This window comes from Pseudomonas chlororaphis (assembly GCF_001921865.1).
In the GTDB taxonomy this organism is placed as follows: Bacteria; Pseudomonadota; Gammaproteobacteria; order Pseudomonadales; family Pseudomonadaceae; genus Aquipseudomonas; species Aquipseudomonas chlororaphis_D.
Map to the genome: position 1 here is coordinate 431,456 of NZ_MSCT01000005.1, position 25,494 is coordinate 456,949.

At 63.7% G+C, this 25,494-nt stretch carries 22 protein-coding genes; 15 read left to right on the top strand and 7 right to left on the bottom strand.

Annotated features, from left to right (window positions below; all coding sequences use genetic code 11):
- Positions 1 to 86: 86 nt before the first annotated feature.
- The gene (gene purT, locus BTN82_RS04880) at positions 87 to 1,268 is read left to right on the top strand and encodes a formate-dependent phosphoribosylglycinamide formyltransferase (RefSeq protein ID WP_075118029.1); all 1,182 of its coding nucleotides are present in this window, start codon (positions 87 to 89) and stop codon (positions 1,266 to 1,268) included.
- A gap of 79 nt (positions 1,269 to 1,347) precedes the next feature.
- On the opposite strand, the gene BTN82_RS04885 is transcribed toward purT, so the two are convergent.
- The 3 genes from BTN82_RS04885 to BTN82_RS04895 all read right to left on the bottom strand — a co-directional run bounded on the left by BTN82_RS04885 (position 1,348) and on the right by BTN82_RS04895 (position 5,045).
- Positions 1,348 to 2,664: an MFS transporter gene (locus BTN82_RS04885; protein WP_075118030.1), complete on the bottom strand. Its 1,317-nt coding sequence runs from the start codon at positions 2,662 to 2,664 to the stop codon at positions 1,348 to 1,350.
- A gap of 317 nt (positions 2,665 to 2,981) precedes the next feature.
- Complete coding sequence (locus BTN82_RS04890) at positions 2,982 to 4,220, bottom strand: transporter associated domain-containing protein (protein WP_075118031.1); 1,239 nt, start codon at positions 4,218 to 4,220, stop codon at positions 2,982 to 2,984.
- A gap of 12 nt (positions 4,221 to 4,232) precedes the next feature.
- A complete protein-coding gene (locus BTN82_RS04895) occupies positions 4,233 to 5,045 on the bottom strand; it encodes an inner membrane protein YpjD (protein WP_075118032.1) in 813 nt (270 codons plus the stop codon).
- Positions 5,046 to 5,243: 198 nt separating this feature from the next.
- Here BTN82_RS04895 and ffh point away from each other — a divergent pair, with 198 nt between their 5' ends.
- The 6 genes from ffh to BTN82_RS04925 all read left to right on the top strand — a co-directional run bounded on the left by ffh (position 5,244) and on the right by BTN82_RS04925 (position 9,318).
- Positions 5,244 to 6,620: a signal recognition particle protein gene (ffh, locus tag BTN82_RS04900; protein WP_075118033.1), complete on the top strand. Its 1,377-nt coding sequence runs from the start codon at positions 5,244 to 5,246 to the stop codon at positions 6,618 to 6,620.
- Between the two features lie 248 nt (positions 6,621 to 6,868).
- Positions 6,869 to 7,120 carry a 30S ribosomal protein S16 gene (gene rpsP, locus BTN82_RS04905; RefSeq protein ID WP_007927680.1) on the top strand — a complete coding sequence of 84 codons (252 nt, stop codon included), beginning with the start codon at positions 6,869 to 6,871 and terminating at the stop codon, positions 7,118 to 7,120.
- Between the two features lie 5 nt (positions 7,121 to 7,125).
- The gene (gene rimM, locus BTN82_RS04910) at positions 7,126 to 7,662 is read left to right on the top strand and encodes a ribosome maturation factor RimM (RefSeq protein WP_075118034.1); all 537 of its coding nucleotides are present in this window, start codon (positions 7,126 to 7,128) and stop codon (positions 7,660 to 7,662) included.
- Complete coding sequence (trmD, locus tag BTN82_RS04915; protein WP_186828352.1) at positions 7,644 to 8,417, top strand: tRNA (guanosine(37)-N1)-methyltransferase TrmD; 774 nt, start codon at positions 7,644 to 7,646, stop codon at positions 8,415 to 8,417. The genes rimM and trmD overlap by 19 nt, the downstream gene beginning before the upstream one ends.
- A 45-nt stretch (positions 8,418 to 8,462) precedes the next feature.
- A complete protein-coding gene (gene rplS / locus BTN82_RS04920) occupies positions 8,463 to 8,813 on the top strand; it encodes a 50S ribosomal protein L19 (RefSeq protein ID WP_009047143.1) in 351 nt (116 codons plus the stop codon).
- Between the two features lie 91 nt (positions 8,814 to 8,904).
- Positions 8,905 to 9,318 (top strand): acyl-CoA thioesterase, encoded by a 414-nt coding sequence (locus BTN82_RS04925; protein ID WP_075118036.1) that lies wholly within the window; start codon positions 8,905 to 8,907, stop codon positions 9,316 to 9,318.
- Positions 9,319 to 9,348: 30 nt separating this feature from the next.
- Here BTN82_RS04925 and BTN82_RS04930 read toward each other — a convergent pair whose 3' ends face one another.
- Positions 9,349 to 11,157 (bottom strand): cation:proton antiporter, encoded by a 1,809-nt coding sequence (locus BTN82_RS04930; protein WP_075118037.1) that lies wholly within the window; start codon positions 11,155 to 11,157, stop codon positions 9,349 to 9,351.
- A 106-nt stretch (positions 11,158 to 11,263) separates the two neighbouring features.
- Between BTN82_RS04930 and xerD the strand changes: the two genes are divergently transcribed.
- The 6 genes from xerD to BTN82_RS04960 all read left to right on the top strand — a co-directional run bounded on the left by xerD (position 11,264) and on the right by BTN82_RS04960 (position 21,116).
- The gene (gene xerD / locus BTN82_RS04935; RefSeq protein WP_075118038.1) at positions 11,264 to 12,160 is read left to right on the top strand and encodes a site-specific tyrosine recombinase XerD; all 897 of its coding nucleotides are present in this window, start codon (positions 11,264 to 11,266) and stop codon (positions 12,158 to 12,160) included.
- 291 nt (positions 12,161 to 12,451) lie between these two features.
- Complete coding sequence (locus BTN82_RS04940) at positions 12,452 to 13,183, top strand: thioredoxin fold domain-containing protein (protein ID WP_075118039.1); 732 nt, start codon at positions 12,452 to 12,454, stop codon at positions 13,181 to 13,183.
- A gap of 127 nt (positions 13,184 to 13,310) precedes the next feature.
- Positions 13,311 to 14,615 (top strand): homoserine dehydrogenase, encoded by a 1,305-nt coding sequence (locus tag BTN82_RS04945; protein ID WP_075118040.1) that lies wholly within the window; start codon positions 13,311 to 13,313, stop codon positions 14,613 to 14,615.
- A 57-nt stretch (positions 14,616 to 14,672) separates the two neighbouring features.
- A complete protein-coding gene (thrC, locus tag BTN82_RS04950) occupies positions 14,673 to 16,082 on the top strand; it encodes a threonine synthase (protein ID WP_075118041.1) in 1,410 nt (469 codons plus the stop codon).
- A gap of 127 nt (positions 16,083 to 16,209) precedes the next feature.
- On the top strand, positions 16,210 to 19,782 hold the full coding sequence (locus tag BTN82_RS04955; protein WP_075118042.1) for an ATP-binding protein: 3,573 nt from the start codon (positions 16,210 to 16,212) through the stop codon (positions 19,780 to 19,782).
- 89 nt (positions 19,783 to 19,871) lie between these two features.
- Positions 19,872 to 21,116: an EAL domain-containing protein gene (locus tag BTN82_RS04960; RefSeq protein ID WP_075118043.1), complete on the top strand. Its 1,245-nt coding sequence runs from the start codon at positions 19,872 to 19,874 to the stop codon at positions 21,114 to 21,116.
- An 8-nt stretch (positions 21,117 to 21,124) separates the two neighbouring features.
- Here BTN82_RS04960 and BTN82_RS04965 read toward each other — a convergent pair whose 3' ends face one another.
- Positions 21,125 to 21,787, bottom strand: a complete 663-nt coding sequence (locus BTN82_RS04965) for a response regulator transcription factor (protein WP_075118044.1) — start codon at positions 21,785 to 21,787, stop codon at positions 21,125 to 21,127.
- Between the two features lie 396 nt (positions 21,788 to 22,183).
- Here BTN82_RS04965 and BTN82_RS04970 point away from each other — a divergent pair, with 396 nt between their 5' ends.
- Complete coding sequence (locus tag BTN82_RS04970) at positions 22,184 to 22,468, top strand: DUF3509 domain-containing protein (protein WP_075118045.1); 285 nt, start codon at positions 22,184 to 22,186, stop codon at positions 22,466 to 22,468.
- Positions 22,469 to 22,635: 167 nt separating this feature from the next.
- On the opposite strand, the gene BTN82_RS04975 is transcribed toward BTN82_RS04970, so the two are convergent.
- Together BTN82_RS04975 and BTN82_RS04980 are read right to left on the bottom strand one after the other, a co-directional pair.
- Positions 22,636 to 23,502: a TIGR02285 family protein gene (locus tag BTN82_RS04975; RefSeq protein ID WP_075118046.1), complete on the bottom strand. Its 867-nt coding sequence runs from the start codon at positions 23,500 to 23,502 to the stop codon at positions 22,636 to 22,638.
- 60 nt (positions 23,503 to 23,562) lie between these two features.
- Entirely contained in the window at positions 23,563 to 24,762 is a 1,200-nt protein-coding gene (locus tag BTN82_RS04980; protein WP_075118047.1) for a CaiB/BaiF CoA transferase family protein, read from the bottom strand.
- A gap of 150 nt (positions 24,763 to 24,912) precedes the next feature.
- Between BTN82_RS04980 and BTN82_RS04985 the strand changes: the two genes are divergently transcribed.
- Positions 24,913 to 25,452: a YaeQ family protein gene (locus BTN82_RS04985; protein ID WP_075118048.1), complete on the top strand. Its 540-nt coding sequence runs from the start codon at positions 24,913 to 24,915 to the stop codon at positions 25,450 to 25,452.
- Positions 25,453 to 25,494: the final 42 nt, after the last annotated feature.

Genomic DNA, 25,494 nt, shown 5'->3' on the forward strand with positions numbered 1-25,494 from the left:
TCATGTAAAATGCCGCGCTTTCTTCCCCATGGGCCGTCCGCCTGTTGCGCGGCCCTCGACGATCCGCTCCTTTTGAGGACCTTCAGATGACCCGTATCGGAACTCCATTGTCGCCAACCGCGACCCGCGTCTTGCTGTGTGGCTGTGGTGAGTTGGGCAAGGAAGTGGTGATCGAGCTGCAACGCCTGGGCGTCGAAGTGATCGCCGTGGATCGCTACGCCAATGCGCCGGCCATGCAGGTCGCCCATCGCAGCCATGTGATCAACATGCTCGACGGCGCCGCCCTGCGTGCGGTGATCGAAGCCGAGAAGCCGCACTTCATCGTGCCGGAAATCGAAGCCATCGCCACCGCCACCCTGGTGGAGCTGGAGTCCGAAGGTTTCACCGTGATCCCCACCGCTCGCGCCGCGCAGTTGACCATGAACCGCGAGGGCATCCGTCGCCTGGCGGCCGAAGAGCTGGACCTGCCGACCTCGCCGTACCACTTTGCCGACACCTTCGAGGACTACCGCAAAGCCGTCGAGGACCTGGGTTTCCCGTGCGTGGTCAAGCCGGTGATGAGTTCCTCGGGCAAAGGCCAGAGCCTGCTACGCAGCGTCGACGACGTGCAAAAGGCCTGGGATTACGCCCAGGAGGGCGGGCGTGCCGGCAAGGGCCGGGTGATCATCGAGGGGTTCATCGATTTCGACTACGAAATCACCCTGCTGACCGTGCGTCATGTGGGCGGTACCACCTTCTGCGCGCCGGTCGGCCATCGTCAGGAGAAGGGCGATTACCAGGAATCCTGGCAGCCGCAGGCCATGAGCCCGAAAGCCCTGGCCGAATCCGAGCGCGTGGCCAAGGCGGTCACCGAAGCCTTGGGCGGTCGCGGCCTGTTCGGCGTCGAACTGTTCGTCAAGGGCGATCAGGTGTGGTTCAGCGAAGTGTCGCCGCGCCCGCACGACACTGGCCTGGTGACCCTGATTTCCCAGGACCTGTCGCAGTTCGCCCTGCATGCGCGGGCGATTCTCGGCTTGCCGATCCCATTGATCCGTCAGTTCGGCCCATCGGCCTCGGCGGTGATCCTGGTGGAAGGCCAGTCGACCCAGACCGCCTTCGCCAACCTGGGCGCGGCCCTGAGCGAGCCGGATACCGCCCTGCGCCTGTTCGGCAAGCCTGAAGTCAACGGCCAGCGCCGCATGGGCGTGGCCCTGGCGCGGGACGAATCGATCGAGGCCGCCCGGGCCAAGGCGACCCGCGCTTCCCAGGCGGTGGTTGTCGAGCTGTAAAAAAAGCATCGCGAGCAAGCTCGCTTCTACAAGGGGTATACCGAACCTGTAGGAGCGAGCTTGCTCGCGAAGCCACCTTTCAAACGACCTGGTTCAGGTCGTTATTGCGCGTTTCCTTCAGGCACAGCACAGCGATCAGGCTGAGCACCGCTGCCGCCGACACATACCCGCCAACCCAGCTCAATCCACCCATCGCCACCAGTTTCTGGGCGAAGAACGGTGCCGCCGAAGCGCCGACGATACCGCCCAGGTTGTAGGCCGCCGACGCGCCGGTGTAACGCACGTGGGTCGGAAACAACTCCGGCAGCAGGGCGCCCATCGGGGCGAAAGTCACCCCCATCAGAAACAGCTCGATGCACAGGAACAGCGCTACGCCCCAGGTCGAGCCCTGGGTCAGCAGCGGCTCCATGGTGAAACCGGAGAGAATCGCCAGCACGCCGCCGACCAGCAGCACCGGCTTGCGCCCGTAGCGGTCGCTGGCCCAGGCCGACAGCGGCGTGGCCGCGGCCATGAACAGCACGGCGAAGCACAGCAGGCCGAGGAAGGTTTCGCGGCTGTAGCCGAGGGTTGCGACGCCGTAGCTCAGGGAGAACACCGTCGAGATGTAAAACAGCGCATAACACACCACCATCGCCGTGGCGCCTAGCAGCACCGGCTGCCAATACTGGCTGAACAGCTCGACCAGCGGCATCTTGACCCGCTCCTGGCGGGCGACGGCATTGGCGAACACTGGGGTTTCGTGCAGCTTCAGGCGCACATACAGGCCGACCAACACCAGCGCGGCGCTGAGCAGGAACGGAATGCGCCAGCCCCAGGAACGGAACTGCTCGTCGCTCAGGCTCAGGGCCAGGGTCAGGAACAGGCCGTTGGCCGCCAGAAAACCGATCGATGGGCCCAGTTGCGGGAACATGCCGAACCAGGCGCGTTTGCCTTGCGGCGCGTTTTCGGTAGCCAGCAGCGCGGCCCCGCCCCATTCGCCGCCCAGCCCCAGGCCCTGGCCGAAGCGCAGCAGGCACAGGAGGATCGGCGCCCAGGCACCGATGCTGTCGTAACCGGGCAGCACGCCGATCAGCGTGGTGCACACGCCCATCAGCAGCAACGAGGCCACCAGGGTCGATTTACGCCCGATACGGTCACCGAAATGGCCGAACAGCGCCGAGCCCAGGGGGCGGGCGAGGAAGGCGATGCCGAAGGTCAGGAAGGCCGAGAGCATCTGGGCGGTGCCGGAGGTCTGGGGGAAGAACACCGGGCCGATCACCAGTGCCGCGGCGGTGGCGTACACATAGAAGTCGTAGAACTCGATGGCGGTGCCGATAAAGCTGGCGGTGGCCACGCGGCTGGCGGAGTTGGTCGGCTGGGCAGGCGCGGAGGCGCTGTAGGTGGTGCTGGTCGTCATGCGGTTATCCCTGACAGTCATGTGCTCCATGGGAGCAAATTATTATGGTCGAGCACCCAGGGATGTGGGTTTGGTGCGGGCGCGGCTCGGGGTGGGAGCGGGCGCCGGACAGAGCGGGTGGAGCGGGGCAAAAGCCGCTGGGTGCGGGTAGCACGCGGGTCCTGCGGGGCTTGGGTAAGCGAATCGATTATAGGAAGGCCCCTAACGATTCAACAAGCATGACGTGAGGCTTGTGGTCGTGTGGCCGCTGCCGAGCCCGCGAGGCGGCGTACGAGCGCGAAGCGCTCGCAAACCCTGCCTCAGCAAGCGGCTACAGGTTACAGCGCTGGGGCGGTGACCGGCTTGGTGTGCCAGATCAGCACACGGCTGACGCGGTTGTCCTCGGTTTCGAGGATCTCCAGGCGATAACGGCCGATTTTCAGGCACACCGCGCTGTCGGGAATGGTCTCCAGCGCTTCGGTGACCAGGCCGTTGAGGGTTTTCGGGCCGTCGCTGGGCAGGTGCCAGCCCAGGCTCTTGTTCAGCTCGCGAATCGAGGCAGCGCCTTCGATCACATAGCGCCCGTCGGCCTGGGGGTGGATATGCGGGTTGTCGAGGCTGTGTTCGCTTTCGAATTCGCCGACGATTTCTTCGAGGATGTCTTCCAGGGTGACGATACCCAGCACTTCGCCGTACTCGTCCACCACCATGCCCAGGCGGCGCTGCTGCTTGTGGAAGTTCAGCAGTTGCAGCTGCAGTGGGGTGCTTTCCGGTACGAAGTAGGGCTCGTGGCAGGCCGCGAGGAGCGCTTCCTGGGTCAGGCTGGCGTCCGGCAGCAGGTGGCGGATCTGGCGCGTGTTGAGCACCGCCTCGACCTGGTTGATGTCGCTGTGGAACACCGGCAGGCGCGTGCGCTTGGACAGGCGCAGTTGCTCGATGATCTCGCCGATAGGGTCGTCCAGGTTGATCCCGTCGACTTCGCTGCGCGGCACCAGGATGTCGTTGACGGTGATGTTGTCCAGGGCGTGGATGCCCGACACCGGGTGCGGGCGGCAGTGGTTATGTTCCTCGACGTCGTCCGGGTCGTCGACCAGCTCGTCCTCGCTCTGCTTGACCGCGCCGGCCTTGCGGCTGAAGGGGCGCAGTAGCAACTGGCTGACGGCGTCGAGCAGCCAGGCCGCGGGGTAGATGATCTTCAGCGGAACCCCCAGCAGGGTATTGCCCAGGCTGAGAATGGCGTCCGGATAACGCGTGGCGAGGGTGCGTGGCAGGTAGTCGGCCAGCACCAGCAACACGCTGGTGGCAATCAGGCAGGCCAGCCAGGGACCGTTTTGCGCCCACTGCGCGAGCGCCAGCAAGGTGGTGATGATGACTGCCAATACCCGGCACAGGGTGTTGCAGAGGATCAGGCTGTTACGCGGGAAGCTCAGGCGTGCCACAGGCTTGTCGCCGGAGCGCGAGGCGGTGCGCAGGGTCAGCAGGTGTTGCTGGGCGGTTTCGATGGCGGTGAACAGCCCCGACCACAGTACCAGCAGGGCCAGGACCACGAGCATCGGCTCGACGGGCAGGTTGTCCATTATCGCCGCTCGTCAGATATGCAGGATGTATTCACGGACCAGCTTGCTGCCGAAGTACGCCAGCATCAGCAGGCAGAAGCCGGCCAGGGTCCAGCGAATCGCCTTGTGCCCGCGCCAGCCGAGGCGGTTGCGGCCCCACAGCAGCACGCTGAACACCACCCAGGCCAGGCAGGCCAGCAGGGTCTTGTGCACCAGGTGCTGGGCGAACAGGTTCTCGACGAACAGCCAGCCGGAGATCAGCGACAGCGACAGCAGGGTCCAGCCGGCCCAGAGGAAGCCGAACAGCAGGCTTTCCATGGTTTGCAGCGGCGGGAAGTTCTTGATCAGCCCGGACGGGTGCTTGTGCTTGAGCTGGTGGTCCTGCACCAGCAGCAGCAGGGCCTGGAACACGGCAATGGTGAACATGCCGTAGGCGAGGATCGACAGCAGGATATGGGCGAGGATGCCGGGCTCTTCGTCGATCACCGGCACCGTGCCGGTGGGCACGAACTGCGCCAGCAGCACGGTCAGCGCGCCCAGCGGAAACAGCAGTACCAGCAGGTTCTCCACCGGAATGCGCGAGCAGGCCAGCAGGGTCAGGGCGATCACCGCGGCGGCGATCAGGCTGGCTGCGCTGAAGAAGTCCAGGCCCAGGCCCACCGGCGTCATCAGGTGAGTCACGAGGCTGGCGGCATGGGCGAGCAGGGCGAGGATGCCGAGCGAAACCAGCAGGCGCTTGTTCGTCTTGGCGGCTTGGGCCAGGCGAGAGCCTTGATAGAAGGTCGCAGCGGCATATAAACAGGCGGCGGCGAGAGTGGTTAGCAAGCTGGGTGACAAGGGGAGCATAAATCCTGTTAGGCAAGCCCGAAAGTCGTTGAGTTTGGCATAGAACCGCCACCACACGAAAGACCGTGCGAGCCGACGGCGGCTGTGCGTCGCGCGCAGTCTTCGCTATAATCCGCGACCTGCCCACGGAGCGCCTCTTTATATAAAGGCTCCGAGCCGCCATTACCTCGGTCTACTTAGGGCCTGAAAGGATCGCGCATGTTTGAAAACCTAACCGACCGTCTCTCGCAGACGCTGCGCCATGTCACCGGCAAGGCCAAGCTGACCGAGGACAATATCAAAGACACCCTGCGCGAAGTGCGTATGGCGTTGCTCGAAGCCGACGTCGCCCTGCCGGTGGTCAAGGACTTCGTCAACTCGGTGAAGGAACGTGCCGTCGGTACCGAGGTATCGCGCAGCCTGACCCCGGGCCAGGCGTTCGTGAAGATCGTCCAGGCCGAACTCGAAAGCCTGATGGGCGCGGCCAACGAAGACCTGAACCTGAGCGCCGTGCCGCCGGCCGTCGTACTGATGGCCGGTTTGCAGGGCGCCGGTAAGACCACCACCGCCGGCAAGCTCGCGCGCTTCCTTAAAGAGCGCAAGAAAAAGAGCGTGATGGTGGTCTCCGCCGACGTTTATCGTCCGGCGGCGATCAAGCAGCTCGAAACCCTGGCCAATGACATCGGCGTGACATTCTTCCCGTCCGACCTGAGCCAGAAGCCGGTGGCGATCGCCGAAGCGGCTATTAAAGAAGCCAAGCTCAAGTTCATCGACGTGGTCATCGTCGATACCGCCGGTCGTCTGCACATCGACGCCGACATGATGCAAGAGATCCAGGCGCTGCACGCGGCGGTCAAGCCGGTGGAAACCCTGTTCGTGGTCGACGCCATGACCGGCCAGGACGCCGCCAACACGGCCAAGGCCTTTGGCGATGCGTTGCCGCTCACCGGCGTGGTCCTGACCAAGGTCGACGGCGATGCCCGCGGCGGTGCCGCGCTGTCGGTGCGTGCGATTACCGGCAAGCCGATCAAGTTCATCGGCATGGGCGAGAAGACCGAAGCGCTCGAGCCTTTCCACCCGGAGCGTATCGCTTCGCGCATCCTCGGCATGGGCGACGTGCTCAGCCTGATCGAGCAGGCCGAACAGACCCTCGACAAGGAAAAAGCCGACAAGCTGGCGAAGAAGCTGAAGAAAGGCAAAGGCTTCGACCTCGAAGACTTCCGCGACCAGTTGCAACAGATGAAGAACATGGGCGGCCTCGGCGGCCTGATGGACAAGCTGCCGAACATCGGCGGGGTGAACCTGGCGCAGATGGGCAATGCCCAGGGCGCGGCCGAGAAGCAGTTCAAGCAGATGGAAGCCATCATCAACTCCATGACCCCGGCCGAGCGCCGCGACCCTGAGCTGATCAGCGGTTCGCGCAAGCGTCGGATCGCCATGGGTTCCGGCACCCAGGTGCAGGACATCGGTCGCTTGATCAAGCAGCACAAGCAGATGCAGAAGATGATGAAGAAATTCTCCGCCAAGGGCGGAATGGCGAAAATGATGCGCGGCATGGGCGGAATGCTGCCCGGCGGCGGCATGCCGAAGATCTGAAGAATCCACGCCGGCAGCCATGCCGGCGTTTCCCGCGGGGACGCGGGACCTCCAGCAAACCCGCGTTTGGCGGGAGCTGACCCGCCGTTGTTGCCAACGGCCCTATAGCAAATCTGAGTGGCAGCCGATAGGCGCCGGAAAAAGTCATTTGCAAAAGTCCGGATATTCCTTAGAATATGCGGCCTTTCGGGCACCCATGCCCGCTGTGCATTTAGATTTGCAGCACCGACTACAGGAACGATGTTCACATGCTAACAATCCGTCTTGCCCTTGGCGGCTCCAAAAAGCGCCCGTTTTACCACTTGACCGTGACCGACAGCCGCAACCCACGCGACGGTTCGCACAAGGAACAAGTTGGCTTCTTCAACCCGATCGCTCGTGGTCAAGAAGTCCGCCTGTCCGTGAACCAAGAGCGCGTAGCCTACTGGCTGAGCGTTGGTGCACAACCATCTGAGCGTGTTGCTCAGCTGTTGAAGGAATCGGCCAAGGCTGCAGCCTGAAGCCTATGAACGCGACGCCTGCTCCTGCTGATGATTTGATCGTTATCGGCAAAATCTATTCTGTTCACGGCGTTCGCGGCGAAGTGAAGGTTTATTCCTTTACTGATCCGATTAAAAACCTGTTGGATTACAAAACCTGGACGCTCAAGCGCGAAGGTAGCGTGAAACAGGTTGAGCTGGTCAGCGGACGCGGGAATGAAAAATTCCTGGTCGCAAAGCTCAAGGGTCTCGACGATCGTGAAGAAGCGCGTCTTCTGGCCGGTTATGAGATCTGCGTGCCGCGCAACCTGTTCCCTGAACTGACCGACGGCGAGTACTACTGGTACCAGCTGCAAGGTCTCAAGGTCATCGACACTCACGGACAATTGTTCGGGAAGATCGATCACCTGCTGGAGACCGGCTCGAACGATGTAATGGTGGTCAAGCCTTGCGCTGGCAGCCTGGATGATCGCGAACGCCTGTTGCCCTATACCGAGCAATGCGTGTTGGCCGTCGACTTGGCCGCGGGCGAGATGAAGGTGGAATGGGATGCGGACTTCTAAGCGTGGCTAACTTGCGCGTAGAAGTGATCAGTTTGTTTCCCGAGATGTTTTCCGCCATCAGCGACTACGGCATAACCAGCCGCGCGGTGAAGCAGGGGCTGTTGCAGCTGACCTGTTGGAATCCGCGAGACTACACCACGGATCGACATCACACTGTGGACGATCGCCCATTTGGCGGTGGCCCGGGCATGGTGATGAAGATCAAGCCCCTGGAAGATGCTCTGGTTCAGGCCAGGCAGGCAGCCGGGGAGGGCGCGAAGGTGATCTACCTGTCGCCCCAGGGCCGCAAACTGACTCAGTCGGCGGTTCGCGAGTTGGCGAATGAGGATGCATTGATCCTGATTGCCGGTCGTTATGAAGGCATTGACGAGCGTTTTATTGATGCTCATGTCGATGAAGAGTGGTCGATTGGCGACTATGTACTCTCCGGTGGCGAGCTGCCGGCGATGGTCCTGATCGATGCGGTTACGCGACTGCTGCCTGGAGCTTTAGGGCATGCAGATTCCGCGGAGGAAGATTCCTTCACGGATGGTCTGCTGGATTGCCCGCACTACACCCGACCGGAGGTGTATGCGGATCAGCGTGTTCCCGACGTGTTGCTAAGTGGCAACCATGCACACATCCGGCGTTGGCGTTTGCAGCAGTCCCTTGGTCGGACCTACGAACGACGCGCCGATCTTCTGGAAAGCCGCTCGCTTTCTGGAGAAGAGAAGAAGCTGCTCGAGGAATACATCCGCGAGCGGGACGATAGTTAACAACGTATCGATGGTAGATCCGACGATTTACCTTAGGAGCACAGCATGACCAACAAAATCATCCTTGCACTCGAAGCAGAGCAGATGACCAAAGAGATCCCAGCCTTTGCCCCGGGCGACACCATTGTCGTTCAGGTGAAAGTGAAGGAAGGCGATCGTTCCCGTCTGCAAGCGTTCGAAGGCGTTGTCATCGCCAAGCGTAACCGCGGCGTGAACAGTGCATTCACCGTTCGTAAAATCTCCAACGGTGTTGGCGTAGAGCGTACTTTCCAGACCTACAGCCCGCAAATCGACAGCATGGCTGTCAAGCGTCGCGGCGACGTACGTAAAGCCAAGCTGTACTACCTGCGCGACCTGTCGGGTAAAGCAGCTCGCATCAAGGAAAAACTGGCTTAAGTCCAGCTTCCGATGCAGAAAAAAGCAGCCTACGGGCTGCTTTTTTGTTGTCCGTCATTTATCCCCGAAGTGTGTTTCAGGCAGTAGAACCATGAATTCCCGCGAGCAAGAAATCCAGCGCCGCACCGAGCTCTCGGTGACCCGCGTGACCAAGGCGGTATTCCCGTCGACCACCAATCATCACAACACCCTGTTCGGCGGCACGGCGCTGGCCTGGATGGACGAAGTGTCGTTCATCGCCGCCACGCGTTTCTGCCGGTTGCCGCTGGTGACCGTGTCCACCGACCGGATCGACTTCAACCACCCGATTGCCGCGGGCTCCATCGTCGAGCTGGTGGGAAGGGTGGTGAAGGTCGGCAACACCAGCCTCAAGGTCGAGGTCGAGGTGTTCGTCGAAAGCATGAGCTGCGACGGGCGGGAGAAGGCCATTCACGGCCTATTCAGCTTTGTCGCCATCGACGGCGACAAGCGCCCGGTGCCAGTGCTACCGGGCTTCGCCGACTGATTGTAGGGGCGAGCTTGCTGGCGATGCCCTTCAACCCGCCGCCGTGTCCTTCTGAATCAACGCCACCAGGGTCCAGCCCGCTCCGGGTTTGAAGGCGCTATCCGACGTCACCACATGCACCCAGCCGCTGTTGTCGCGGGCGAACAGCAGGGTCGCTCGTTCGCCATGCAGCGCCTGGTAGTCCTCCCAGCTAAAACCTTCGGTCAGGTTGGTGCTGTACAGCTCCGCGCCCTGGCCCAGCAGGCTGGCCAGCTTGCTATAGGACAGGGTCTCGTTGCCCAGCAGGTGCCCGCGGTGTTCGTGGCTGGTGCGGTGTTTGTCGGTACGCCGGCTTTCCTGGCTGTTGGCCAGGGCAAACAGGCGCTGATGGCCGAAGTCGTGGCGAAAACGCATGGAGGCCAGGGTGTTCAGCTCGCCGGAGGGCGATAGCGCCAGCAGATGGCCAAGCCCCACGAGGTCCAGATGGGCGTCGGCGTGCTGCGACGCCGGGTTGCCGAAGTAGGTCGGCAGGCCGTCCATGCGCGCGGCGCGAATGTTTTCCCAGCTGGAGTCGGTCAACAGCACGCGGCTACCCAACTGTTGCAGCGCCTTGCCGATGGCGCGGGCCGGGGCGTTGGCGCCGACGATCAGGAAGCCGCTCGGCGCCGGTTCCGCGACCTTCAGCAAGCGTGCCAGGGGGCGGGCGGTGGCGCTTTGCAGCACCACGGTGCCGATGATCACCGCAAAGGTCAGCGGCACCAGCAGCAGCGCGCCTTCGTGGCCGGCCTGGTCCAGGCGGATGGCGAAGATCGCCGAGACGGCGGCGGCGACAATGCCCCGCGGCGCGATCCAGGCCAGCAAGGCGCGCTCGCGCCAGCTCAGGTTGGAACCGGCGGTGGACAACAGCACGTTCAACGGCCGGGCGACGAATTGGATCACCAGCAACAGGATCAGCACCAGCGGCCCGAGGGCAATCAGGGCGACCAGGTCCAGGCGTGCCGCCAGCAGGATGAACAGGCCGGAAATCAGCAGCACGCTGAGGTTTTCCTTGAAGTGCAGGATATGCCGTACGTCGACGTCCTTCATGTTGGCCATCCACATGCCCATCAAGGTCACTGCCAGCAGGCCGGACTCATGCATCACCTGGTTGGCGCCGATGAAAATGCCCAATACCGAGGCCAGGGTGGCCAGGTTATGCAGGTACTCCGGCAGCCACTGGCGACGCATGACGCTGCCCAGCAGCCAGCCGCCGACAATGCCGAACAGGCTGCCGCACAGGATCACCCCGCCGAAGGTCAGCAGGCTGTGCTGCAGGCCCTGGCCCTCGGCGCTGGCGATGATGAAGCTGTAGACCACCACCGCCAGCAGGGCGCCGATCGGGTCGATGACGATGCCTTCCCAGCGCAGGATGTTGGCGATCGATGCCTTGGGTCGCACCACGCGCAGCATGGGCACGATCACCGTGGGCCCGGTGACCAGGGTCAGGGTGCCGAACAGCAGTGCCAGCAGCCAGTCGAAGCCCAGCAGCCAATGGGTGGCCAGGGTGATCACGGCCCAGGTCGAAAGCGCGCCGACGGTCACCAGCCGGTGCACCACCTTGCCGATCTCGCGCCATTCCGAGAGGTGCAGGGTCAGGCTGCCCTCGAACAGGATCAAGGCCACGGCCAGCGATACCAGGGGCATCAGCAGCGGTCCGAACAGCTCCTGAGGGTCGAGCCAGCCGAGCACCGGGCCGGCGAGAATCCCGCTCAACAGCAGGAACAGAATGGCCGGCAATTTCAGGCGCCAGGCCAGCCATTGGCAGCCCACAGCCGCCACGCCGATGCCGCCAAAGGCCAACAGAATCTGTTGTTCGTTCATTGAAGCTCCCTGTTCCTTGAAATTGCGGGCTATGAAAGACTAACGACCCTGCGCACAGTTCACTATTTTTTCTTGCGTCGCCCATGGCGGCGCTTTTCGAGTATTTATGCCCGCCATCGACCACCCTCTGATCGACCGTTTCCTCGATGCGCTCTGGCTGGAAAAGGGCCTCTCGGACAACACCCGGGAGGCGTATCGCAGCGATCTGGCGTTGTTCAACGGTTGGCTGCAGGAGCGGGGGCTGGAGCTGCCGAACGCGGGCCGCGAGCTGATTCTCGACCACCTCGCCTGGCGCCTGGAACAAGCCTACAAGCCGCGTTCGACGGCGCGCTTTCTCTCCGGCGCGCGCGGGTTCTATCGTTATCTGCTGCGGGAAAAACTGATTGCCGTCGACCCCACCCTGCAAGTCGATATGCCGCAACTGGGGCGGCCGTTGCCCAAGTCCCTGTCGGAGGCCGATGTCGAGGCCCTGCTGGCGGCGCCCGACCTGAGCGAGGCCATCGGCCAGCGCGACCGGGCCATGCTCGAAGTGCTGTATGCCTGCGGCCTGCGGGTCACCGAACTGGTCAGCCTGACCCTGGAGCAGGTCAACTTGCGCCAGGGCGTGCTGCGGGTGATGGGCAAGGGCAGCAAGGAGCGCCTGGTGCCAATGGGCGAGGAGGCGATTGTCTGGGTCGAGCGCTATATGCGCGACGGCCGCGGCGAGCTGCTCGGCGGGCGCCCCAGCGATGTGCTGTTCCCCAGCCTGCGCGGCGAGCAGATGACCCGCCAGACGTTCTGGCACCGGATCAAGCACCAGGCCAAGGTCGCCGGGATCGGCAAGTCGCTGTCGCCGCATACGTTGCGTCACGCCTTCGCCACCCATCTGCTGAACCATGGCGCCGACCTGCGGGTGGTGCAGATGCTGCTCGGCCACAGCGATCTGTCGACCACCCAGATCTACACCCATGTCGCTCGCGCCCGCTTGCAGGACCTGCACGCCAAGCACCATCCGCGCGGCTGAGCCGTAGCCGCTGCCGAAGGCTGCGTTCGACTGTGCAGCAAGCGCGAGGCCTCGCAGACACTCCGTCATACCTGTTTACGACAGCTGCGCCGCCTCGCGGGCTCGGCAGCGGCGACCAATGGCGAGGCTGGGAGGGCGACGTTGATCGGCCAATGGCCGGCTTGCGCGAGCCGGAGCCCGCCAGGCGGGCCTTATGTGGTAGGCTTTGCCGGTTTCTAAAGTGGGCGGTCATGACCCGGTATCCCATACGGGCGTTCTGACCGTCCCATTTGTCCGCCTCCAGGAGTTCCCATGCGCGTGACCCAGATTTTCGCCGCCGCAGCCATTGCGTTGGTCAGCACCTTTGTCATGGCCGATGACGCCGCCGAAAAAGCCATTCGTAAAAGCCTTCAGGGCCTGCAGCTCGAGGTGCCGGTGGAAAGCATCAGCGCCAGCCCGCTGGCCGGCCTGTACGAAGTCAAACTCAAGGGCAGCCGCGTGCTGTACGCCAGCGCCGACGGCCAGTTCGTGATGCAGGGCTACCTGTTCCAGCTCAAGGACGGCAAGCCGGTCAACCTGACCGAAAAGACCGAGCGCCTGGGCGTTGCCAAGCTGATCAACGGCATTCCGGTCACGGAAACCGTGGTTTATCCGGCCATTGGCGAAACCAAGACCCACATCACCGTCTTCACCGACACCACCTGCCCGTACTGCCACAAGCTGCACGCCGAAGTGCCCGAGCTGAACAAGATGGGCGTGGAAGTGCGTTATGTCGCCTTCCCGCGCCAGGGCCTGGGTTCGCCGGGCGACGAGCAGTTGCAGGCGGTCTGGTGTTCGGCCGACAAGAAAGCGGCGATGGACAAGATGGTCGACGGCAAGGAAATCAAGGCCGCCAAATGCGCCAACCCGGTTTCCAAGCAATTCGCCCTGGGCCAGTCGATCGGGGTGAACGGTACGCCGGCCATCGTTTTGGCCGACGGCCAAGTGATTCCGGGCTACCAGCCTGCGCCGCAAGTCGCCAAACTGGCGCTGGGCGCGAAATAATCCTGCGTCGTCCTTGACGATGCATGGCGCGGCGGTTGTGGCCGCCTCGCCATTAATAGAGAGCCGCGCGGTTTGCGGCTGTTTTCCACGGCCGACCTAGTGTCGGCCGTTTCATGGGGAGTTCAGAGTGAATCCGGTCAAAGTGGGCATCTGTGGGCTGGGTACCGTCGGTGGCGGTACCTTCAATGTACTTCAGCGCAACGCCGAGGAAATCGCTCGTCGTGCCGGGCGTGGAATCGAAGTGGCACAAATTGCCATGCGCACGCCGAAGCCTCAGTTCCAAACGACCGGTATTGCGATTACCAACGATGTGTTCGAAGTGGCCACGAACCCTGAGATCGACATCGTGATAGAGCTGATGGGCGGCTATACCGTTGCCCGCGAGCTGGTACTCAAGGCCATCGAGAATGGCAAGCATGTGGTCACCGCCAACAAGGCGCTTATCGCCGTACACGGCAACGAAATTTTCGCCAAGGCCCGCGAGAAAGGCGTGATCGTGGCGTTCGAGGCGGCCGTGGCGGGCGGTATTCCGGTCATCAAGGCGATCCGCGAAGGCCTGTCGGCCAACCGTATCAACTGGGTGGCGGGCATCATCAACGGCACCGGTAACTTCATCCTTACCGAAATGCGCGAGAAGGGTCGCACCTTCGAAGACGTGCTGGCCGAAGCCCAGGCCCTGGGTTACGCCGAAGCCGATCCGACCTTCGACGTCGAAGGCATCGACGCGGCGCACAAGCTGACCATCCTGGCGTCCATCGCCTTCGGTATTCCGCTGCAGTTCGACAAGGCCTACACCGAAGGCATCACCAAGCTGACCACCGCCGATGTGAACTACGCCGAGGCCCTGGGCTATCGCATCAAGCACCTGGGCGTCGCCCGCCGTACCGAGGCCGGTATCGAGCTGCGCGTGCACCCGACGCTGATCCCGGCCGACCGCCTGATCGCCAACGTCAACGGGGTGATGAACGCGGTGATGGTCAACGGCGACGCCGCGGGCTCGACCCTGTTCTACGGCGCTGGCGCCGGCATGGAGCCAACCGCGTCGTCGGTGATCGCCGACCTGGTGGACGTGGTTCGCGCCATGACCAGCGACCCGGAAAACCGCGTGCCGCACCTGGCTTTCCAGCCGGACTCGCTGTCGGCGCACCCGATCCTGCCGATCGAAGCCTGTGAAAGCGCCTACTACCTGCGCATCCAGGCCAAGGATCACCCGGGCGTGCTGGCCCAGGTGGCGAGCATCCTTTCGGAGCGCGGCATCAATATCGAGTCGATCATGCAGAAAGAGGTCGAGGAGCACGACGGCCTGGTGCCGATGATCCTGCTGACTCACCGGGTGGTGGAACAACGCATCAACGATGCGATCACCGCGCTGGAAGCCCTGCAGGGCGTGGTCGGTCCCGTCATGCGGATCCGCGTCGAGCACCTGAACTAATTTTTCGTTGCGGGGGCCTCGTCCCCTGCTTGAGAACCCTTTTTAGAGGAGCCAGTCATGCGTTACATCAGCACCCGCGGCCAGGCGCCGGCCCTGAATTTCGAAGACGTCCTGCTGGCCGGCCTGGCCAGCGACGGCGGCCTGTACGTGCCGGAAAACCTGCCACGCTTCACCCAGGAGGAAATCGCCTCCTGGGCTGGCCTGCCGTACCACGAGCTGGCGTTCCGGGTCATGCGTCCGTTCGTCACCGGCAGCATTCCGGACGCCGACTTCAAGAAGATCCTTGAAGAGACCTACGGCGTCTTCTCCCACAACGCCATCGCCCCGCTGCGCCAGCTGAACGGCAACGAGTGGGTCCTGGAGCTGTTCCACGGCCCGACCCTGGCGTTCAAGGACTTCGCCCTGCAACTGCTGGGTCGCCTGCTGGACTACGTGCTGGAGAAGCGCGGCGAGCGTGTGGTGATCATCGGCGCCACCTCCGGCGACACCGGTTCGGCGGCCATCGAAGGCTGCAAGCGTTGCGACAACGTCGATATCTTCATCCTGCACCCGCACAATCGTGTGTCCGAAGTGCAGCGCCGGCAGATGACCACCATCCTGGGCGAGAACATCCACAACATCGCCATCGAAGGCAACTTCGACGACTGCCAGGAAATGGTCAAGGCCAGCTTCGCCGACCAGGGGTTCCTCAAGGGCACGCGCCTGGTGGCGGTGAACTCGATCAACTGGGCGCGGATCATGGCCCAGATCGTCTACTACTTCCACGCGGCCCTGCAGCTGGGCGGCCCGGCGCGTTCGGTGGCGTTCTCGGTACCGACCGGCAACTTCGGCGATATCTTCGCCGGCTACCTGGCACGCAACATGGGCCTGCCGATCAACCAGTTGATCGTCGCCACCAACCGCAACGACATCCTGCACCGCTTCATGAGCGGCAACCAGTACGTCAAGGAAACCCTGCACGCCACCCTGTCGCCGTCGATGGACATCATGGTCTCGTCGAACTTCGAGCGCCTGCTGTTCGACCTGCACGGCCGCAACGGCGCCGCGCTGGCCGGGCTGATGGATTCCTTCAAGCAAGGCGGCGGTTTCAGCGTCGAACAGGAACGCTGGACCGAAGCGCGCAAGCTGTTCGACTCCCTGGCCGTGGACGACGCGCAGACCTGCGAGACCATCGCCGAAGTCTTCGCCCAGACCGGCGAGGTGCTCGATCCGCACACCGCGATCGGCGTGAAAGCCGCCCGCGAGTGCCGCCGCAGCCTGGATATCCCGATGGTGGTGCTGGGTACCGCGCATCCGGTGAAATTCCCCGATGCGGTGGAGCAGGCCGGGGTCGGCAAGGCCCTGGAATTGCCGGCGCACCTGGCCGACCTGTTCCAGCGCGAGGAGCGCTGCACCGTCCTGGCCAACGACCTGAAGGCGGTCCAGGCCTTCGTCGGCCAGCACGGCAATCGCGGCAAACCGCTTTGATCGAGTGACCTCGATCGAGTACAAAGCCCGTCTCTGACGGGCTTTATTTTTTATATTCAGGCTGTTCATGGCGACGCTCCTTCAAGGACAGGGCAGCGCTGCGCCGAGGATCACTCACAGGATGGTTATGCTGCCGCACCCGGTTTTGCGCACATTGATGGTTTTGGCGATGCTGTTTGCGGCCCCGTGCCTCATGGCGGCGCAGAACCTGCCGTTCAAGCTGGCACCGGCCTTCGTCGAACTGTCGCCGCTGGTACTGACGGCGACCGAGCGGCAATGGCTGGCAGGCCGCGGCACCTTGAAGGTGGGTATTTCCACCGACGACTATCAGCCGATCGACATCACCCGCGACCGCAATCGCTACCAGGGCATCAGCGCCGATTACTTGAGCCTGGTCGGCGAGCGCCTGGGCGTGCCCCTGGAGGTCCTGGGGTTCTCCGAACGCGAGCAGGCGGTCGAGGCGCTGCGCAACGGGACGATCGACATTCTCACCAGCGCCAACGGCTACGAGCGTGGCGTCGCGGGGCTGCACTTTTCCAGCGACTACATGCCCGATCGCACGGTGGTGGTGGTTCGTCGGGACGACGCCAACGTGGCGGAGGACCTGGCTGGCAAGAAAGTGGTACTGCTGGAAGGCTATGCGGACGCCAAGGTCGCCCACGAGGCCTATCCGCACAGCCAGATCATGCTCTCGCCGAACCTCTACAGTGGCCTGGAAGCCCTGAAACAGGGAGATGTCGACGCCTTTATCGGCAACGAGGTGATCGTCCGCGCCTACGAGGCGCTGCGGCCTTACCTGGGGTTGCAGGTTCGTACCGGCAGCCGGTTGCCGCCGACCGGTTTTTCCTTCGCCACGCGACGGACCGACCCGCTGCTGGGCCGAGTGATCGAGCAGGCGCTGGCGAGCATCGATGACTCCACGCGGCGCGAGATCCTGGCTCGCTGGACCACCGGGCTGGGCGCCAGCACCAGTGGCGAGCGGATCAAGCTGAGCAAGGAGGAGCGCGCCTGGCTGCTCGAACATCAGCACGTGGTGGTTGCCTCCAAACAGCTTCCGCCCTACATCTTCAAGGATAAGGACGGCCAGTGGGCCGGGCTGAACATCGACCTGCTCAATCGCATATCGCGCATGACCGGTCTGCATTTCGTCCAGGAGGAAAGCTTTTCCACGGCCCACACCCTGGACATGTTGCTCAAGGGGCAGGCGCAGATGAACACCACGTTGTCGGCCAACGACGAGCGCTGCGGCTTCCTCGATTTCACCCATCCCTTTGGCGGTTCGGCCTGGGTGTTCGTGGTCCGCGGCGACGACGTCCAGCTGCATACCTTCAAGCAGCTGGCGGGCCAGGTGCTCGCGCTGCCGGCCCGGCACGCGCTGGAGAGTTACGTGCGGGAGAACTACCCGAAGATCCGCCTGCGTTCGGTCGGCACCTACGAAGAGGCGCGGGCCCTGGTGGCCAGCGGCGAAGCCGACGCGACCATCCAGAACGAAGTCGAGGTGCAGGGTTATCCGGAGGACGGGTTGCGCATCGGCCGCAGCGTCGAGGGCAAATGGTCAGCCGACGAGTTGTCGGTGCGCCGCGACCAGCCCGAGTTGCTGAGTATCCTCAACAAGGCCCTGGAAGCGTTCCCGGTGGCCGAGCTGAGCGCCATCCGCCTGAAATGGCTGGGGGCGACGCCGGTGCCGGTTCCCATGTGGCAGCGGGTGCCGATGTGGATCTACTGGGCCACCTTCACCGCCATTCTGTTCGGCCTGCTGTCCCTGGCCTGGAGCAGCCGGCTCAAGGGGCAGATCCGCCAGCGTCTGCAAGCCGAGCAACGGCTCAATGACCAACTGGCGTTCAAGCGCGCCTTGCTCGACGGGATTCCCAACCCGATCTTCGTCCGCGACCTGGCCGGGCGCCTGATCACTTGCAACCGAAGTTACGAAGTCCAGACCGGCATGCGCCTGGAAGAGCTCAAGGGGCGCTGCCTGACCGAGTTGGATGTGTTGCCCGAGGCCACGGCCAGGCAGTTGCACCTCGAGTTCCTCACGCAGCTGGAATCGCAAGAGTCGGTGTTCGTCGACCGTCAGATCGAGTCCAGGAGCGGCCCGGTGCAGGTCTATCAATGGACGGTGCCGTTCTACAGCGCCGAGGGCGAATTGCAGGGGCTGCTGGGCGGCTGGATCGATATCACCGAGCGCAAGCGCCTGGAGGAACAACTGCTGGAAGCGCGCCGCGCGGCGGACCAGGCGAACTACGCCAAAAGTGCCTTCCTTTCGACCATGAGCCATGAGATCCGCACCCCGATGAACGCGATCATCGGGTTGCTGGAGCTGGAAAAGGAACAGGCGCACCTGCGCGGCCTGCCGTTTTCGGAAGCGTTGCGCGTGGCCTATCAATCGGCGCAGGAACTGGTCGGCCTGGTGGGCGACAACCTCGACCTGGCCAAGATCGAGGCCGGGCACATGCAACTGGCGCCGCAGACCGTGGTCCTGCGCGACTTCTTCGAAGACATCCAGCAATTGTTCGAGGTCACCGCGCGCAGCAAGGGCTTGCACTTGACGCTGGCCTTCGACACGGCCGCGCAAGGTTCCTACTGGCTCGACCCGCTGCGCTTGCGCCAGGTGCTGCACAACCTGCTGAGCAATGCCCTGAAGTTCACCCAGGCCGGCGAGGTGCGGATGTCGGTCGAGCGCCAGGCCGACGAGCATGGCGCCGACCGTCTGTGCGTCAGCGTCGCCGACACCGGCCCGGGCATCAGCCCGGAAAAGCAGGCGAGCCTGTTCGACCCGTTCATCCAGGCCCATGTGCAGACGGCGGCGGAGCAGGGCGGAACCGGGCTGGGCCTGAGCATCTGCAAGCAGCTGGTGGAGCTGATGGGCGGGCGCATCCTGGTGCAGAGCGAGCCCGGCGTGGGGACCACGGTGACCCTGGAACTCTACCCGGAGCAGGTCGTAGAGGACTTCGGCCAGGCGTCGCAGGCCAGTGTCGAGCGTCCGCAGAGCCGGCGCATGTCGGTGCTGGTGGTCGACGACTTGCGGGCCAATCGCATGGTGCTCAGCCAGCAATTGATGTTCCTCGGGCATAAGGTGGTGGCGCTCGACAGCGCCGAGGCGGCGCTGGCGCGCTGGCAGGTCGAGGCGTTCGACCTGGTGATGACCGATTGCCACATGCCCGGTATGAACGGCTACCAGCTGAGCGAGGCGATACGCCGGATCGAGGAGCGGGAAGGGCGCGACGCCTGCCCGCTGATCGGCTGCACGGCCAATGCCTTCGAGGACGAGCAACAGCGCTGCGAACAGGCCGGCATGGACGAGCTGCTGGTCAAGCCGGTGACCCTGGACCGGCTGGCGCAGGTATTGGCGCGGTTCCTGCCGCCACCGTCCTTCGATATCCAAACCCTGCGCTCCATGACCCAGGCCGACGGACCGGTCCTGCAACGCATGCTGCGCGAGCTGTGGAACAACCTGGCCCAGGAGCGGACGGCCCTGGAGGCGGCGGTGCAGGACCAGGACTGGGGCCGTATCGCCACCTCCACCCACCGCCTGAAAGGGGTGTGCTGCCTGATCGACGCGCTGCCGCTGGCCCAGGTCTGTATCGAGCTGGAGGCCGCTGTGCGCAGCCGCTCGACGTCGGCGCTGGCGGGGCACTGGGCGCGCCTGAAAGACGCCATTGGGTGTTTGCGCAGCGATATCGAGCCGTACCTGGGGGATTAGGACTTGTCCTATGGGGCGTAGGACTTTTCCCGATTAACGTATGCCCCGCTGCGGATTCTCGCTGCGCTTGCCGTATCGGAGGCCGTTCCATGCACAGATTGAAAGTGCTCGTTCTTGAAGACAATTCGTTCCAGCTGATGGCTCTGCACCAGATGCTCAATGCCAATGGCGTGTTCAACGTCTTGAATGCCGAAAGCGTGGCCGCTGCCCGGCAATCCCTGGACAGCAAGGGGCCGGTGGACATCGCCATCTGCGATCTGTACCTGGAGCAGGCCGACGGCCTGGAGCTGATCCGTTACCTGGCGCAGGAGCAACGGGCGAAGGCGCTGATCATCCTCAGCGATGCGCAGGCGGATGTCCGCGAAGGCGCCGCGGCCATGGCCCGGCAGCAAGGCCTGAAGGTGCTCGGCTGCCTGCCCAAGCCAGCCTCGGTGACCCTGGTCAACGAGTTGCTGGGCCTCTACCAGCAATGTTTCGAGCCGGGCCCGCAGGCCTTGTCCCTGGCCCAGGTGCGCGACACCCTGGCGTTGGATGTGTTCCAGCCGCAGGCCCCGACCGCCGAGGAAGGGCAGGCGGCCGTCCTGCGCCATGGGCTGGCGCACTTCCAGCCGGTGGTCGGCCATGACGGCGAAGTCCTGGGCGTCGAGGCGCTGGCGCGCTGGCAGCACCCGGAACATGGCGTGATGCTGCCCGCCGAGTTTTTGCCGGTCATCGAGTTCGCCGGCCTGGAAGAAACCTTCACCTGGCTCATGCTGGAGCAGGCCATGCAGTTGTCGGCCGGGGTGCGCCTGGTCATGGGCCGCTCGCTGGCCATCGCGGTGAACATCCCGGTGGGCATGCTGGAGTTGCCGAACTTCCCGCGCCAGCTGGAAGCCTTGCTGCGGCGTTTCGAGGTGCCGGCCCGGCTGCTGACGCTGGAGGTGATCGAGACCACTGAGTTGCAGACCGATACCGCCCATGTCGAGGCACTGTTGCGCCTGCGCATGATCGGTTGCAAGTTGTCGATCGGCGACTTCGGCACCGGCGGCACCAGCTTGCAGCGCCTGCTGGAGTTGCCGTTCACCGAGCTGAAGATTCCTCCGGCGTTCGTCTGCGGGCTGGCCAGCGACGAGCGCAAGGCGGCGGTGGTGGCCGGTGCCATGAGCATGGCGCGGCGCATGTCGCTGGGCCTGGTGCTGGCCGGTATCGAGAGCGCCGCCGATTATCAGGCGGCGAAAAAACTGGGGCAGGCGCGCCTGCAAGGCTGTTTCATCGCCGAGCCCATGAGCGCGGTCGCCGTGCGCCAGTGGATCGCCCGGCGCCGGCGCGACGATTTCGCGCAAGAGGCTAGCTGAACCGGCCTTCAGGCCAGCCCGTGTTCCTGGACATAGATGTACAGCGCCGCGGCGCTGGCCAGGCCGAGTTTGCGCATGGCGCTGACCTTCTGCGTGCTGACGGTCTTTTTGCTGCGGTTGAGCTTGGCGGCGATTTCCCCGACCGTCAGCCCGGCCGCCAGCAGCCGGATGACTTCGAGCTCGCGGGGCGACAGCTGTTCCCCGGACAGCAGCCGATCCGGTCCGACCTCGCCCGCTAGGCTAAGGAGTTGCTGGATGGCCCGGGCGACAAACACTTTGTCGCGGCGCACATGGCTGATCGCCGCGGGCAACTCGTCGGCCAGGCTGGCCTTGCTCAGCAGGCCCATGACGCCAAGGTCGAGAATCGAGCGGAACAGCCCGGCATTGTTGAGCATGGTCACCACCACGACCGGCAACTGCGGGTGATGCCGACGCAGGTGTTCGATCAGCCGCAGGCCGTCGTTCTGCTGTTCGCTGGGCATCATGAAGTCGGTGATCAGCACTTCGCAGGGACAGCGTTGCAGCAGCTCGCAAAGGGCTGTCGGGGAGCTGGCTTCGCCGACGATCTCCAGGTTGTCGTCGCGCTCCAGGACGGCCCGCAGGCCGATGAGGAAGATCGGGTGATCGTCGGCCAGGACGATCCGCAGTTTTTTATTGGACGTTTGGTTCAAAACTCACTCCGGTGAGAAGGCCGCATTGCGCACACGCCCCGTCGCCATACCCCGGGGGCTTTGAAAACCGATCGCGAAGAGGGCTGGATGGCCCTCGTCTGTCAAAGAAACCTGCCCGAAACCTGGAAATTTACCCGGTCCGGACGCGCGGTACGCTGCTTGAGGCGCTGCTCGCGCGCTCGGCGGCACCCGCCGGTTTTGCTTCGATGTGCCGATTCTAGTCTGATCCGGGCTGTTTTTTATCTGTCATGTTTTGCGGGCATGCTGGATCAACTCAGGTCGACAGCCCTCGGCGGCTGCGAACTTTCTTCTCCGGGCGATGGTCACTTGAATGTCAGAAAGCTACCGGCATCTGTGTATTCGAGCCTTAATTCGAGCTATTGAGTGGTGATCGAGATGGAAAGTATCAGCCTATTGTTGGGTGAAGCTTTGAGCCCGTACCAGGTAACTCTGACCCCGGGCACACAAGGCGAATGCCTGGTGACGTTGAAGAATGCCTTGGGGGCCATCGTGCTCGAACGTGAGTTCAATCAGGCCCAGTTGACCGACAAGCACCTGTTGACCGATGTCGTCGACGGCCTGCATCGCGACATTCTGATTGCCGAGGGCCGCCTGGAGCCCTGTGTCATTGCGGCCTTGCGCAATGTGGCCCGGGAAAAGGCATTCGATAGCGCGCGCTGATCGATTATTTCGGGAACCTTCGCGCCAGGCCATCAGTCAGACCCTTGGCAACAGGATCAAGCATTGTGCTCCGGTGCTTGTCGCTTGTTGTACGGGTCTGGTTTCAGACCACGTTTAACCCCGAGTCGTCTCCCCACTGCTCGGGGTTTCTTTTTGTCCGGATTTTTTCAGGGCTGCGCCGGTTCGTGGAAAAACGCCAGGGCGTCGCTGCGGTATTGCTCGCGCAGCGCCGGTTCCAGCCATTGGGCGTAGAGCTCGAGCAAGGTGCCTTCGCGCAATCCGATCAGGGCCTGGTTGATGTGTTCCACCGCCTGCCGGCCTTGCGGGGTATTCGAGCAACCGACATTCACTGACTGATACTTGGGCATGCCCTGGATCGGGTAGAACTCCAGGCCGCCGGGGTCGATGCCTTGGCGCTGGGCCTGGAAACGGATCTCCGGCTGATAGCCGAGCAGGGTTTCCAGGCGTCCGTGCTGCTGCATCTGCAGCAGGTTGCCGACCGCGCTGTTGCCGTAGTGGGCCACCAGTGCATGGGCCGGCGCCTGTTTGAGCAGGCTGTCGATCTGCTCGCCGTAACTGCGCTCGGCGACCACCCCCACGCTGTGCTCGGTGCTGGCCAGGAGCGCGGGCAGGTCGATCTGTTCTTCATGGATGAACGCTTGCAGGCCGGGGCGGTCCTGGCGGCGCGCGGCCAGGCTGTTGCTGAGCATGCGCAGGCTGGGGATGGAAAACGCGATCCACTGGGCCCGCTGGCTGTTGAACAGCAAGGCCGGGTCGCAGACGAAGGGCAGTTCCCGCAGCATCTGCAGGCCCCGGGCACGGTTGACGTGCACCACCTGGTGGTCGTACTCGGGCAGGCTGGCCATCAGCGCGGGCAGCGCCTGATCGATGACCCCGAGGCCCTTTTGCGGGCCCTCGAAAATCGTCATCGGCGGCAGGTCGCGCAGGATCCAGAGCAGGGTGTCCCGGGCGTGGCTGAGTTGCGGCAAGGTGCCGAGCGTCAGCAGGATCGATAACTGCAGGGCGCGAAGCATTCGCTTGCCGCGCAGGCTCGCTCGGCCGTCGGTTCTATGTGGCAACACACTCATCAAGGTTCAGATCGCACCACTGTCGCGCAGCTCCTTTATCTGTCCGGCGTCGTAGCCCAGGGCTTCCAGTACCTGGGCCGTGTGTTCGCCCAGCGCGGGGCCAACCCATTCGGACGAACCCGGCGTTTGCGAGAGTTTCGGCACGATGCCCGGCATCTTGAATGCCTTGCCGTCCGGCAGCTTGGCCTGGAGGAACATTTCCCGGGCCAGGAACTGCGGATCGCTGAACATGTCCTCGGCGCTGAAAATCCGGCTGGCGGGGACTTGTGCCTGGTTGAGCTGTTCGAGCACACGGTCCAGCGGTAGCGAATTGACCCAGCGATCGATGACTCCGTACAGCTCGTCGCGGCGGCTATCGCGCCCGTCGTTGCTGGCGAGCGTCGGGTCGTCGGCCAGGTCGTCGCGGCCGATGATTTGCATGAAACGCTTGAAGATCGCATCGCCGTTGGCGCCGATCTGCACATGCTTGCCATCGGCGCTGGTGTGGATGGAGGAGGGCGTGATGCCGGGCATGATGTTGCCGGTGCGTTCGCGGATAAAACCGAAGACGTCGAACTCCGGGACCATGCTCTCCATCATGGCGAAGATCGCCTCGTACAAAGCCACGTCCACCACCTGGCCCTGGCCGCCGTTGACCTCGCGATGGCGCAGCGCCATGAGCGCGCCGATCACACCCCAGAGGGCGGCAATCGAGTCGCCGATGGAAATGCCGGTGCGGACCGGCGGACGGTCCTCGAAACCGGTGATATAGCGCAGCCCGCCCATGGACTCGCCGACCGCGCCGAAACCGGGCTGGTCCTTCATCGGCCCGGTCTGGCCGAAGCCGGACAGGCGCACCATCACCAGCTTGGGGTTCAGCGCGTGCAGGGTGTCCCAGCCCAGGCCGAGTTTTTCCAGGACCCCGGGGCGGAAGTTCTCGATCAGGATGTCGGCCTCGGCCAACAGCTTCTTCAGCACCTCGAGGCCGTCCGGGTGCTTGAGGTTCAGGGTCAGGGATTTCTTGTTGCGCGCCTGGACGAACCACCACAGCGACGTGCCTTCATACAGCTTGCGCCACTTGCGCAGCGGGTCGCCGCCGTCCGGCGATTCGACCTTGACCACCTCGGCGCCGAATTCGGCGCAGATGCGCGAAGCGAACGGGCCGGCGATCAGGGTGCCGAGTTCGACGACTTTCAGGCCGGCAAGGGGTTTGGCGGTAAGCGGCATGGAGGATCCTTTGTAGGACAAAGACGGGACGGTAGAGCCTTTTAACATAGGCCGACGCTTCGTCGCCAAAGGATGATGGCCGGGGATTCGTGGAATGCCTCGCGCATCGGTTAGACTTGCCGCCTTTCCTCGTATCAAGAAGCCCCGTTCATGGCCCAGCCGTCTACTACCTACAAGTTTGAATTGAACCTGACTGACCTCGATCGCGGGGTCTATGAGAGCGTCAAGCAAACCATCGCTCGCCATCCGTCGGAAACCGAAGAACGCATGACCGTGCGCCTGCTGGCCTACGCCCTCTGGTACAACGAACAGCTGTCGTTCGGCCGCGGCCTGTCGGAAGTGGACGAGCCGGCCCTGTGGGAAAAGAGCCTGGACGACCGTGTGCTGCACTGGATCGAAGTCGGCCAGCCGGACGCCGAGCGCCTGACCTGGTGCTCGCGCCGCACCGAGCGCACCAGCCTCCTGGCCTACGGCAGCCTGCGCGTCTGGCAGACCCGGGTGGTGGACGCGGTGAAGAACCTGAAAAACCTGAACATCGCCGCCGTGCCCCAGGACGTCCTGGAAATCCTCGCCAAGGACATGCCACGCGTCATCAAGTGGGACGTGATGATCAGCGAAGGCACGATCTTCGTCACCGACGATCGCGGCCAGCACGAAGTCCAGTTGGAATGGCTGCTGGGCGAACGCTGAGTTCACCGCGCCGCGCGCCGTTTCGCCGTATTCCCCGTATCG